This window comes from Stenotrophomonas sp. STK17_22 (assembly GCF_051983905.1).
Lineage (GTDB): Bacteria > Pseudomonadota > Gammaproteobacteria > Xanthomonadales > Xanthomonadaceae > Stenotrophomonas > Stenotrophomonas maltophilia_A.
The window spans coordinates 2114649-2127326 of record NZ_CP197010.1 but is presented as its reverse complement, the minus strand read 5'-3'; the positions used below and the strand labels follow the sequence as shown (position 1 = coordinate 2127326).

8 protein-coding genes are annotated in these 12678 nt (G+C 51.9%); 1 reads left to right on the top strand and 7 read right to left on the bottom strand.

Annotation, left to right across the window (positions count from 1 at the left end; genetic code table 11):
• Positions 1 to 68 precede the first annotated feature (68 nt).
• Complete coding sequence (locus ACSYS9_RS09945) at positions 69 to 398, top strand: hypothetical protein (protein WP_440569206.1); 330 nt, start codon at positions 69 to 71, stop codon at positions 396 to 398.
• 38 nt (positions 399 to 436) lie between these two features.
• Here ACSYS9_RS09945 and mobF read toward each other — a convergent pair whose 3' ends face one another.
• The 7 genes from mobF to ACSYS9_RS09910 all read right to left on the bottom strand — a co-directional run bounded on the left by mobF (position 437) and on the right by ACSYS9_RS09910 (position 12676).
• Complete coding sequence (mobF, locus tag ACSYS9_RS09940; RefSeq protein WP_440569204.1) at positions 437 to 3400, bottom strand: MobF family relaxase; 2964 nt, start codon at positions 3398 to 3400, stop codon at positions 437 to 439.
• Between the two features lie 70 nt (positions 3401 to 3470).
• A complete protein-coding gene (locus ACSYS9_RS09935) occupies positions 3471 to 4322 on the bottom strand; it encodes an ankyrin repeat domain-containing protein (protein ID WP_440569202.1) in 852 nt (283 codons plus the stop codon).
• Positions 4323 to 4410: 88 nt separating this feature from the next.
• Positions 4411 to 5895 (bottom strand): hypothetical protein, encoded by a 1485-nt coding sequence (locus ACSYS9_RS09930; protein ID WP_440569200.1) that lies wholly within the window; start codon positions 5893 to 5895, stop codon positions 4411 to 4413.
• 28 nt (positions 5896 to 5923) lie between these two features.
• On the bottom strand, positions 5924 to 7798 hold the full coding sequence (locus tag ACSYS9_RS09925) for a helicase HerA-like domain-containing protein (RefSeq protein ID WP_440569198.1): 1875 nt from the start codon (positions 7796 to 7798) through the stop codon (positions 5924 to 5926).
• A gap of 45 nt (positions 7799 to 7843) precedes the next feature.
• Positions 7844 to 8626 (bottom strand): M15 family metallopeptidase, encoded by a 783-nt coding sequence (locus ACSYS9_RS09920; RefSeq protein ID WP_440569196.1) that lies wholly within the window; start codon positions 8624 to 8626, stop codon positions 7844 to 7846.
• A gap of 96 nt (positions 8627 to 8722) precedes the next feature.
• Positions 8723 to 9607 (bottom strand): hypothetical protein, encoded by an 885-nt coding sequence (locus ACSYS9_RS09915; protein WP_440569194.1) that lies wholly within the window; start codon positions 9605 to 9607, stop codon positions 8723 to 8725.
• 30 nt (positions 9608 to 9637) lie between these two features.
• Positions 9638 to 12676 carry a hypothetical protein gene (locus ACSYS9_RS09910; protein WP_197631385.1) on the bottom strand — a complete coding sequence of 1013 codons (3039 nt, stop codon included), beginning with the start codon at positions 12674 to 12676 and terminating at the stop codon, positions 9638 to 9640.
• Positions 12677 to 12678: the final 2 nt, after the last annotated feature.

Genomic DNA, 12678 nt, shown 5'->3' with positions numbered 1-12678 from the left:
CCCGCCCCCGACATCTGTACACGCTGCTGTTTGAGAACGGATGTTGCTATGTGGGGCAGACTACAGACTTGAAGCGGCGTGAGAGCCAACACCGCAACCCCACTGGTGGATGGGGAAATCAACCCTTTACCTTCGTTCATTTGGCAACCATGGAAGGAACAAAAGAGCAAGCCGAAGATCATGAGTACGCGTGGCGGTACACGGCTCAACGTGCCGGTTGGCGCATATACGGCAAGCCGCCCAATGTTCGCGTGAACACCGTTTTGCGCATGAATTCCAGACGGCAGGCGATTGCACGGCAATGCACATGGCCGTCACCCAAACGCAACGCATGGGGATGGATGAAATGGATTTTTGGTCTGTCCGCAGCCGCTGCAATCATCGCACTGGCACTGTAAAAGAAAAGCCACCCAATGGGTGGCTTTCTTTATACACACTAGATCCTTTGGGTGTTGGTGTTCGCGCGTTGTTTGGTTACGGCATCGTGGGTGGTCTTGATGGCGTCCACATGCTTTTGAACCCAGTCAAACATCTCTTTGTCTTCGATGGACACGCGAGCTTTCTTTGTGCGTGTGTTGGCCGATTTCATGTCGATCTTGATGGGACAAATGTTGGGTTTGACTTTGAGGCTGTCGAACAATTTGGTGATGTCCTGGCCTTCCGTTCCACGGATGCCTGCGTGCAATGTGTTCTCCTTGCGGTGATCCAAAGCGGCGCGTTGACGGATTGTTTCCACGTTGTCTGCCGTGGCGTACAGCGTGAACTTGCCTTTGGTGACGCGTGAGATGGCAACCATCAGGCTGCTGCTGTCGGTCATACCCGCGTTGCCCAGCAAGAAGACATCTGTTTTTCCTTGACCCTGTGCGCCATGAACGGTGCGCGCGTAGTTGTGCTGGATGGCGTTCCATTCCTCAGTGTTGAAGGTGAGTTTTCGCACGCCACCCTTTTCTTCTATGTCCACCGATACGTTGTATCCGCCGCGTTTGTGGTTGGGAACCACCGCTGTGATTTTTGCCTCGGTTCCGTTGACCACTTTCATCACACTGTCCGCCGTTGTGAAGCGAATGCGATCCCCAACTGAAATGGCGATGTTTTCAAAATACCTTTTGCCCATCGCGCGAATGACAACCTCGTCGGTCGAAACCTCACCCTTGTCCTGGAAGCCTTTGCGGATGGCTTGATTGAGTGTTTTAAGATCGGCGTTGGAGTGGGCCAACACCAACCGCTCATCCACCGTCGCATTGGACGCAAAATAGTCGCTCACCAACGCCTTGATCGCTTGCTTTTGGGTGTTGTATTCATCGATACATCCCGCCGCAATCAGTGCGTTCCAAATTTCTTTGGATTGTTCCAACACCTCGTTGCGCGATTTTGGCGAACGGGACTTCTTGGGCAGTCCGTCTTCATCGTATTGGTAGAACATCTTGATGATATCGCGCATAACGACATCCTTTTGGCGGCGGATTTCGGTGATGGTGCTTTCGCCCAACACGTCACTCATCAACGCCATGCCCTGCCCCGCGCCCACCGGCTTCAACTGTTCTTCGTCGCCTTGCAAGATCAATTTCGCGCCCGCCTTCTTGCAGTGCGCCGACAGTGCCCGAATTTGCGGGACATCGATCATTCCAGATTCATCCAACACCACCACATCGTTTTCGGTGAGCGTTAGACGGTTGCGCGACAAATCCACCAGCATTTTGGTGACCGAACGGCATTCCATGCGGCTTTCTTCCTCCAGCTTTTTTGCGGCTTGATTGGAGATGGCGCAGCCCAACATCTGCTTGCCCTGCGCACGGAACACCGCAGAGTAAAAATCGGAAACCGTTGTCTTACCGGTTCCCGCAAAACCAGAAGCGATGCAAACACCTGCGGTCTGGCACACAATGTGATTTACCGCAACACGCTGCTCCTGTGACAGTTTAAAGCCCTTCAATTTCTCCATTTCAGCGATGATGGTGTTGGCAACCTTTTGGTCAATCTTCCACCACTCTTCTTTCTGGCGTGCATTGGACATGGTGACCAGATCGATTTCGCAGTCCACCATCCAACGGGCGGCGTAGCGTGCTTCGGTGTGCTTGCGCGCCAGTGTTTTCCCCCTGTCGTCTTCGTGCAGTTCTTCGGGGTTGATTTCCATCAGATCGTCCATATTGGTGATGGCCTTTTCAGCCAGGTCAAACAGCTCGGCTGCGGTGACAAAGCCTAAGTTCTCCATTCCAAGTTGCTTCAACAATGTGGGGTAGCTAAAAGCAGCGTCGTGTTCGTGCAGCAACTCCAACAATTCCTCACGGCTGCGCGGTTCACACCGCACATCGGATTGACTCTTCAATTCCTCAATGGACGGAATGTGGCGGCGCTGGCGCACGTTGTCGATCAATTTTGAAAAGTGGTCCATCAACTCCGGATACGATGGCTCATCTTTGTGCTTGCGGGTCTTCGCCCACGCCTCGGCATCGGACGTGCCCTTGGCGCGCTCGTTCATGATGTCCATATGCCGGGTGGAGAATTCGTCAATCAAATCCCGGTCGTGCAACCCCGCGATTTCCCAATTGCGCTCCCCAGTTCTTTCACCGCGCGCATCCAATGTCTCTTCTTGGTGAATTTTGAAGCCCGCTTTGGACAACTGCGTTGCCAAGGTGTTTTGATACACCATGTCGGCGGCGTGGCAGAAACGGAAGATTTCCGACGCGTCAAAGGTGCTGTATTCCCCGTCCTTGCCTTTGCACACGTTGTAGACCAAAACGTGCGTGTGCAAGTGCGGCTCCAATTCGCGGCTACCAAATTGCATGTGCATGGAGTACGCCAATCCATCGACATCGATGACATCTTTACCACCCTTGCCGCGACGGCATTGAGTGAATTTTTCAAACATAAATTTCATCGATGTTTCCACCGCCAACTTTTGCGCGTCCATGACAATGCGTTTGGTGTCGTCGTCGCCCAAAGTCATCAACAGTGAGACGGATTTGGGGGGCGAATGGGTTAAGTCGTAGCCTGCGCGCCGCCCACCAACGTCCACGGTCATAACCGTTCCATCATCGTTGAGACGTGGCTTATTTGTCTTGGGATCAATTTTCACTTCCGCTGTTGGTCGCGCGCCCGCGTTTTGGCACAGCGCTGTTCCTGCTGGTGAGAAGCCGTCGAACAACGCGATCATGTCGTCTTTGTTGACGGGCTTGCCAATCAACCCCAGTTCTGCGGCAAGGTTCCCACCCCATTGTGAGGTTGAATAGAGTTCACCGACATTCGGTGTGCCGTCCAAATAATAGTCAGTGACCTGCCCCGACTCTTGAATGTGGGATGGAGCCTTCAATTCAATGTCGGGAACCGACAGTAAATAGTCAATGACATCATCGCCCTTGGGTCGTTGCGATTTATGTTTCAGTGGTTTCTTTTGGATCATGCGCTGCCCCCATCAATTTGATACAAACATCCAAACAAACAAATGGTATTTGTCAAGACAACAGGAGCGTTCACAAGCACATGCGTGGGGGTTTATCACCCCGTCCCACCTCGTATTGGATGCGCGCGGATCCCAGCAAGCGTTGCTTATACGCCAGGGCGTCGTTTTCGTTGATGGTGTGGGTGGTTGAGGGCGCGGATTGCGCACCGTGATCTTCCAACCATTGGGACGCTTGCTCACGGCCAAATTGGCGGGCTGTATCCAACGGTGTTTGCTTGAGCATGTCCAAGTCGTTGACGCTGTGCGACGCCAGCAATTCCAGGCACGCAACGCTGCCGCTGCGTGCGGCCAGATGCATTGCGGTTCGCTTGAGTGGATCCAACTGGCAGGGGTCGGCCCCCGTGTCCATTATCTTTTTCAGTGTCTCCGGTGATCCGCTGAGCGCGGCCAGATGCACAGGAGGGGTGGTTGAAGGGTGGACGTTGCGGCAGTCGGCTCCGGCGCACACAAGCTCGTCAACGATATCCGCGTGCCCCTGCATACAGGCGTGCTGCAAGATCGAAAGCTTGCTGTGGTCGGTGGTGTTCACATCGCCACCCAAGGCAATGTAGGCGCGGATTTGTTCGATATCCCCCAGCGCTGCAGCTTGGTGTGCGGTTAAGCGGTGCTGCTCACGGTTGTTAACCATGGGCTTGCGCAAATCAAACGCCCGTACACCATGTATATCTTCCGCGTCAACATTGGCCCCGTTGTCCAATAAAATGGCTGTGGCTTCGGTTCGCTCTCCCAGGACGGCGTAATGCAAGGGGGTGATCCCGCTTTCATCGTGGGCGTTTGCACCGTACTGGGCAACGCACAATTTCAGTTCATTGACGTTGTTGTCAATGATGGCGCTTTTGTACCTCTGATTGAAATATGACATTGGGATCCCCTGAAAGTGATGTATCCATTCACTCAAACAAAGAATGACCCAATGTCAAGCTCAACGCCCGTCAATTGACGGGCGTTCGTTACATGCGCCTGCGCATCCGTGGTTGTTCGTCTGTGAGTTCTGCGGTGTTGGTGAGTTGAGCCAAGAGTGTTTGTTTTTGAACAAAACTGTCAATAGCGTCCGCGATATCGCCACGACCATCTGCTCTGTGATGAATTGCAGGTGTTGCACCTTGATGAATATCAATGAGCGCCCTGTTGCTGTCCGCGCCCGCATTGAGCAGTTCTAACGCAATTTCCGGCGAATTTGCTGTATGCAATGGAGTAATGCCTTTGGGGTGGAAATGCATTAACTCTTCGTTTTCCCTGCGCATCATTTGGGCACCCATGGCATCGGAATTGACATCCGCCCCATGCTGGATCAGCAATCGGACTTGTTCGGCGGATCCTGCGCAATGGAGTGGAGTAAGCCCCTCAGCCACAGGGGTCATGAAATACTGATTTTGAGGATCGTCAATGAGGACATTCAATCTTCGATGAACATCCGCTCCCAAATTAAGCATTTTCTCGCTCAAAGTGGTGTCTGCCAGGGATGCGGCCAAATGGAATTCCTGAGAAAGCGAATGCATATTTGCGCCCTGCTCCAAAAGCTCAATGGCGACACTGTTGTATTGAGTGTCAATGGCACACCACAGCGCCGACTTATGTTCGTGCGAGTCGGTTAAAAAGTAGTCGCTGGGGCCAACACGATCAATCAACGCCGCAAACACATCGACGTGCCCATTGTCCAAAGCAATTTTCCACGCGGGTTCAACGTCCTCCAAGATACGTTCACGATACAGCGGGCGCTCTGGAACACCATGTTCAACGCTTCCGTAGTAATACCCCTCTCCGCGATATTCATTGATCGCGCCTTGAGATGGATACCCTTCATCAATGAGTGTGTTGACCGTTTCAAGATCACCAAGTGCAGCAGCTTGGCACAACTCCCTGTCCATAGCGATATCATATGGCGTGCGCCCTTCGGCGTTCTTCAAAAATGGATTGCAACCAAAATCGTTGATCAATAATTCCGACAATTCATGATCGCCCAAACGTGCCGCTGTGTGCAACGGTGAGTCGTTGAGGTCGCCACTGCCGTCAACGCTGCACCCACGGCTGTAAAACAATCGCATCACCGGTATATTGTGCGACAGCGCGGCGTTTTTAAATTCTGCATCAAAGTCCACGCCGGACCCACCGTATGAGTTGATCGTTAATGTGTCACCACCAACGTTCCCATATTGCAAGTATAACTCAGCAAGCTCGCGACTGGCCGTATCAAACTGTGATCCACCCCAATACTCAATAAAAGGATACCCCACCTTCGCCAGCACATCTTCTACAACATCAAGATTTTGCAAGCGCTCATCTAATGTCAGCTCCCCCAAAAGGAAATTTGCGTAATCAGAAGATGATATTTCATAATCATCCAAATTGACACTGGATGAGCGCTTGCTCTTTTTGAAATTCTCATATCTCACACGTGCATCCATAAACCCCCCTTTTACATGGTATTGCTTCATCCAAACAGATGAATCATTAAAGTCAACACTAACGGAACAAATCGTATATTTCCTCTTGAGTCATAACGGAATGGGTTCTCCCTCCACTGGGCGCTTCCTCGCGGGGTTCCAAAGGAGCATCGTCTTTCTTGACCGCAGCGGCTTCCGTCATCCATTTGGCTGGAACCTGCCCAGGACGTTTGACCTCCAATGGGAACCCAGGAAAGGCCAACAGCATTGGGTCGTAGCCCGCCACGGCAACAATGGCTCGGACTTCAAAGCCTTTCTTCAAACTGCGCGGGCCTAACTCGTTGGTCAGTTGATGCTCAAACACCACCTGTCGGCCATCTTGATGCACGTTCGCCTGCGGATCGTGCGCCAGCGATGCTGTCACGTTGGTTCCAAACATCTCGGCCACGTGCTTGCGTGTTTCAGACATCTGCAGCTGACAAATCACGTGCGTGCCAACAATGGTGGGCAGGATCTTGGCGTCCTCCTGTGAATAGACCTTTGCCAACTGCCCAAGCTCTTGAATGGCGGCAATAAACGTCACACCCTTGGAACGCCCTTTGTCGATCAGCGGCATGATGTTCAAACGTCCAGCGGATGTCAGCTCATCGAGCACAATGTAAATTCCCCGGTCTTTGTTCTCGGTCATTTTTGGCGAAATCACCTCACCCACCAAAGTGTTGATCAACGATGAAATGTACGCACTGGTGAGCAATTCCATCCCGCCACCTTGAACAATGACCGCCTTACGCCCACGGTAACTGTCGGACGCCCACTCTGTTATTGAGAACCGCCGCTTTGTGACCACCGGCCACGCCTGCGTCAAATACTCCACCGCTTGCATATTGGACATCACCGTGGACATAACGTTGGATGTCGTCTGTGACTCAGCGTTTTCGATCAGCGAAAAAGCTTTGGCGTAGTTCGCCAAAATGTCGGGTTGCATCTGCGCTGCGGTTTTATTCAGTTGCTCATTAAGATCTGTAAAATTCCACTGCCTGGGCTTGTTGGCAATCAGTGTGCGCACAGAGCCTACGAAAATCATGCGTGCGGCGTTGGTGAAAAAAGGATTGGTTTCACCGGGGTTGTCTGCAATCATGCTGCGGGCGAATTCCTCCACCTGCATGCTTGTGTGGATGTCGCAGGCAACATCCCACACATACCCCCGCTTGTCATACGGACTGAGAATGATGGGACGGGGAACCACCGTGTTGACCACAGCTTTTTTGAAGCGCTTTGCCCAGCGGGTTTGTGGTTCGCTGTCGGATGCGCCAAAGTCTCCGAAACTTGTGAAATCGCCTTTTACGTCGTACAAAAAGAGTTTCTTGCGCATCCGCATGATTTGTTGCAGCAAACGCTTCAAGAATTCCGTCTTTCCTGAGCCAACGGATCCATATATAAGGATGTGGCGGTTTAAAGTCGTCTGCGCCAAACGCAACAGTGGATGCAGCGCGAGTGTATTTGTGGCATTGCCAACCTCCTTCTTTGTGATCTGCCGCGCCAGTTTTTCGGCGTCTTTGCCTTGGCGAAGTTGAGGGCCATCGAGAACGTACATATTGCGGCGCGGCACCAAACCGATGCGCAAGGCAGTACCACCACACAGCATAGCCACGACAAAACTCACATAGGTTGCAATTTTCGCATTGGTCAGCGCAAGAATTTCAGTGCTGGTATTGTCGGGCGAAAAAATTCCCAAAGTCAAATAGTGGAGCGTACTGCTTGCGCCCACGATGAGATGCAGCATGTAGGGAACCTGCGTGGTATCACCCATTAAACGCACAAGCCAAATCAAAGCTCCATAGGTGAGAACAAACACCCCCAAAGCAAAAGCGAGTGCGGTATCCCAACGGCGAACCAAAGTGTGGGGGGCAACATGTTTCCCCACCGGCCCAAACGCATCGTATATCTTGCTCATATAAAACCCCCTTTTTCACTCAACTTAAAGGGGGTTTGCAATGTGTCAAGTCCAACTGTACGCGTAATACCCGCTCATCACGGACCACGGCAATGGTTCTGGCGTGTGTAGAGGCGTTGGGCACATCATTGCGGCGAAAAAGATCTGCTGTTCGCACGGACTGTCGAATGTGCATATGGTTCCATTGGGACTGGGTTGAACGAACGACGCCAACAGAATGTCGGGCGGTAATTGCATTGGGTCTGCCACCATCACGGGTGGCTTTTGACCGCTACGTTTTGCGCGAATGGCAACACGGCATTCGCTTTGCATTTCGACATGGGGATAGTCTTTGATGGTTGTCCACGCACCACCCCACTCAAGCCCCACGGCCTGCACCATTTCGCCAAACAGAAGGTAGCCGTCGCGCACGTGTTGGTTGTCCATGTCCCAGGTGGGTTTACCATCCACATACATCACACTGTCGATGGCGTATCCGTGGTTGTGGCAACTCATGCCAGCGCCCACGGTTGTTACCCCACTGCCACTGGCAAGCAACGACGCTTGACGTGCTTCACTGCGCAACCCTTCCATGGGGCGGATGTCAAATCCGCGTTTGGCCATCGCGCTGTACACCGCTTCCAACTTGGTGCGCATATCGGGGTGAACACCCTTCCAAATCCGCTCGTGCTTTTTCTTCTTGAAGAAATTCCACCACTGCGTTTCGTTGGCGTTCTTGATCGGATTTTCGCTAATCATGGGCCTTTCGTTGTATGCGCTTGTAGTGTGCGCGACACACGGAATTGCAAATATGAGCGCAAGATAAAATAGAATAATTTTTGTTTTCATGAATTCCCCTTTTCTAGCAATCTGTATTTATTACAAAAGAGAAATCAATATTGTCAACCGCCCAATAAAAAGGCCGGGAATTCCCGGCCTTTTGTGTTACTGGGTGTAAGTTTGACTTCGCCGCTGGGTTTGTACATGTGTTTGTTCTTCGCTTTCAACATCCACGTGCCCGCTTTGCGTGCGCTGATGTTTGAACAGAAGGTCGTCAATTTCCTTCTCCTTGGGCCAGCGGTTGTTTTCCAACACGAACTTGTGCTGCAAGTCAGCCAACAACTTTTCCTCTTCAGTTGGTTTTGCCAAAGTTTCTGCCGCCCACGCCATCCCACCTTGACGCTCTCCTTGTTCGGACTGCCCGCTGTCACCGTCGGAAGTCTCGCGGCGTTTCTGGATGCGCTCGGCTAAGGAAAAGGAGTCACGGCCTTGAAAAAGATTGTATGCATCCGCTGACGCCTGGGCGTGCATCAATTGCTCCGATGGCAGTTCACCCAATTTCTGACGTTCGCCCGTGGCCTCCAACAACTCTTCAAATTTTTGATTGCGGCGCTTGGTCAATTCTGCCAAAACTTCGGGGGAGGATTTCTCTTCCCACTCGTGCATCTGCTGCTTGCTGTCTTCAATTTGTTGTTCGTACTCACTGAACTTCTTCTGCCACTCGTCTTTACCAAACGCTAAGGGTTTAGGGTTGTTCTCCAAAAACACGGTGCGCGCGTGCAAAATGCTTTGGTAGTGCTCTTCCAACTTCAACACATGGGTTGGATCTTGGCGGCGTTCAATTTCATGGTCGTACTGTCCAATGCGGCGCTCAAGCCCATCAACGGTGGCGTCGTGGTCCACCCAGGCTTGCGCCTGGGGGTCTCCGCTTTCCGCTGCCTGCTGCTTTTCCGCGCGGAATATGTCGTCCGGTGCTTGGAAGATATCTTCCAACTTGGTGCTGAACATTGCGTCGTTGTAGGCTTTCTGGTCTTCAATGTGTTTGTTCATACTATTGCTCTCCTATTTTGAGTTGTTGTTTTATGCCAATTCGTTCTGGAAGTTCTCGGGTTCCAAGCGTTCCGCTTTGAACCGTTCCATGTACTTGTCCACTTTGCCGGGTGTGACAGGAATGGTTTTAGCAAAATCAACCCGCCGCACGTTTCCTCGGTTGAGGTACACCAACGCACGCGTACCACCACTTGTGTTGAGTTCGCGTTCCAATTCCACCGCTGACACAATCTCGCCGTCTTTTGCTGATCCTGCTCCACCCACAATGATTGCAGATCGCATCTTGGATCCCGCTGATTCACCTACATTGGTCCCCTGCAACGCCTGCATCTTTTGATCCCAACGGTGGCCGTAATCGCTGACCAGCATGTCTTGAGATACAACTTTCCCCATGCCGAAGCGTTTCAATTTCCGCAAGAACGCACGCTGCGGGTGATCGTCCACATTGAGTGTTGAACGTTTGAAGGCATTGGTGCTGGCCTTGTAATCAAATCCACGACCCGTGGGTTCGTATTGAACAATCGACCCATGCCCCACCTTACCTGCAACCCACTCATAGCTTGCTTTGGAGGCCATGGAACAGGTGACGGATTGGAAACAATCCAGGAACGCATCAAGCTCTTCACGTGTTTGAAAGCACTGCATCAAGCCTTCGACGTTTTGGGTCAAATACACAGCCCCCATTCCAAGCGAACGTATAATTGGCAGCAAATCTTTTTCCTGCTTGCTGACCAACAGTTGACATTCGTCCATCAACTGGATGAACACCGTGTCATCGGGCATTTCTTTGCGCCAATCGGTGGCTTCCACCCGACTTCTAAGCTTTGCATACACCCGCTGCTTCAAAAGGATTTGCACAGCTGTACCTGCACTTTTGTACAACGCTTCCGGAAGGTCGATCCCAATGCGTTCTCCACGCATAACGCCCGTAATATCCACACCGCTTGTCAATGCCGTCCAGGGGGTTCCATTTTCGTCCACCAACTGTTCGGACTGGTACAAAGGATTGATGCGTTGATCAACGTTCAAAAGGAACGATTGGCGTTGTTCGTGGGCGTACGGGGCCCAGATTTCGGCAATGTAGCCCACAGCTTTTTGCAACGCAGAACCTTCCACTTGAATTTTGGGGTGGATGGCTATGGGGCTGCGGCTCTCGCCTTGAACATTCACGCCCAAGAAGTTGAACCAGCGTTTGATTTCCGGACCAATCTCGCCCTTTTCACCGCCTTTGGGAACAACGATGTCGTTCAACATTGTTTTGGTCTTCACGAAATGGTCGTAGCTCCACTGCCATTCGCGCGGACGGCTCACTTCTTTGGCATAGAATTCACGGCGGTTGCGTGTGTCTTGCAACTCACGAACAGCTTTGTGATGCTGCTCAGTTTTCTTGGTGTCGGGATTGGTATTCAACTGTTTCACAATGAATTCCAAATTGGGAAGCATTGCGTCGATCTTGGTTAATTCCGAAACAGCTTTTTTGTAGACCGTTTTTTCATGCTCACACAACGCCTCAAAAATCAGACAGGTGTTCACCACAAAATTGTCCGCCCCTTGGCTCCACATCTTGTCTTTGTCGGACGAACTGGCGACCATTGAGTTGATGGCGTCGGCCAAATCCATTGCCTTCAGTCCCTCTATTAAACCCACCGCCATACCAGGCTTGATGTTCCAATCCAACGCGTTTCGGACTTCTCCGGGCAACGTTCCCTTTCCGCACAAAACGAACAAACCAACGCGGTATCCGTTCATGGCCGCCAGAGCTATTTGCAAGGCGATCAAACGGGCAAAGTTGGTGGTTTTACCAATACCAGTTCGCCCCAAGTTCAACATGTGGGTACACATGTCGTTGATCGACATCACCATGAACTTGTTTTGGTCGGGACTAAAGTTGTAGCCCTTGCGCGCCAAATACCCTGTGGAAATAGCAATCACGATGTCCGGAGATTTGTCGTTCTCAACATTCATCCGTTGGAACTGACGGTCTTCCATATCACGTTGATACGAGTGATCCTGCATCACACCGCCAATCCGTTTGTTTTGCTGATCCAACACCCAGCCGCGCGCTTGGAAATTCTGTTCGGTGTAGCGCATTGCGTACGCTGATGCGAACAATAAGATCACCCATGGAGCCATAACGGGTGGAAGTGACAACACCAACCCCAAGGCCAAACATAACTTGGCGTACGCCCACACCCAGGCTTTACCGCCTTGAACAGCCCCGCCAACTTTTGAGTCGTTCCCAGCATTCACCAATGAGCCAAGTAGCATCACAAAACCACTTCCCACAATAAACAGACCCAAGGCCATGGAGATGTTGCCCACCAAACCCCATTGGCCGGTGGCAAAGTTGGTTAGTCCCGCTACCACATCCGCCAACTTAAATCCTTGAGTGGTTGACACCAACTGCGCTTGGTCAAGTGCAGCCACGGCTTTCCCTGTTTTCACAGTGGACACCACGTTCAACGACAGGAGAACCGGGAGGATGAAGCCAACAAATCCGCTCTTGACGGCCTCGGTGATTGACTCACCTTGGTACAACGCAATGAGGTGCGGTATCACCAAGGCGGCGGGCAGACACGCGAGCAACGCCCACGGTCCTGGCAGCGCCAGCAACACAATGGTCAATGCAGCCAATACGGGAACCATTCCGTAGACAATTGATGTTGCTGTTGAGTCGCCCCCCTGCGTGGTGTCGGTTGGGGTGACAAAGTTTTCCCAGGGCAAGCCGTCGCTTGTGACTTTGTACGTCGAATGTTCGTCATCCAGGTCTTCTGCGACCATCGGCGAGTACATGCGAAATGGCTCGCGATTGACGCCCTCGGGCACATATAACGATCCGTCCTCACGCATCTTCGCGCCCATCTTTTGAACTTTCTCGTAGTCCTTCAGCTGAACGTTTGGCAGTTCACCATTGAGCACATGGCGGTCACCGCGACTGATCAAACGATGAAAACGCTTGTTGGCGTTACTGATTGTTTTCTGCTCACTCGTTGGAATAGAGCCTTGGCCTTTTAACCGACCACACAGCTTTTCGATAAAATCCGGAATTGTAAAAATACTTAAACCCATAT

What these genes read in the sequence shown, in the direction of transcription:
- mobF (WP_440569204.1), bottom strand. Translation starts at nt 3,400, where the DNA reads ATGATCCAAAAGAAACCACTGAAACATAAATCGCAACGACCCAAGGGC.
- ACSYS9_RS09935 (WP_440569202.1), bottom strand. Translation starts at nt 4,322, where the DNA reads ATGTCATATTTCAATCAGAGGTACAAAAGCGCCATCATTGACAACAAC.
- ACSYS9_RS09930 (WP_440569200.1), bottom strand. Translation starts at nt 5,895, where the DNA reads ATGAAGCAATACCATGTAAAAGGGGGGTTTATGGATGCACGTGTGAGA.
- ACSYS9_RS09925 (WP_440569198.1), bottom strand. Translation starts at nt 7,798, where the DNA reads ATGAGCAAGATATACGATGCGTTTGGGCCGGTGGGGAAACATGTTGCC.
- ACSYS9_RS09920 (WP_440569196.1), bottom strand. Translation starts at nt 8,626, where the DNA reads ATGAAAACAAAAATTATTCTATTTTATCTTGCGCTCATATTTGCAATT.
- ACSYS9_RS09915 (WP_440569194.1), bottom strand. Translation starts at nt 9,607, where the DNA reads ATGAACAAACACATTGAAGACCAGAAAGCCTACAACGACGCAATGTTC.
- ACSYS9_RS09910 (WP_197631385.1), bottom strand. Translation starts at nt 12,676, where the DNA reads ATGGGTTTAAGTATTTTTACAATTCCGGATTTTATCGAAAAGCTGTGT.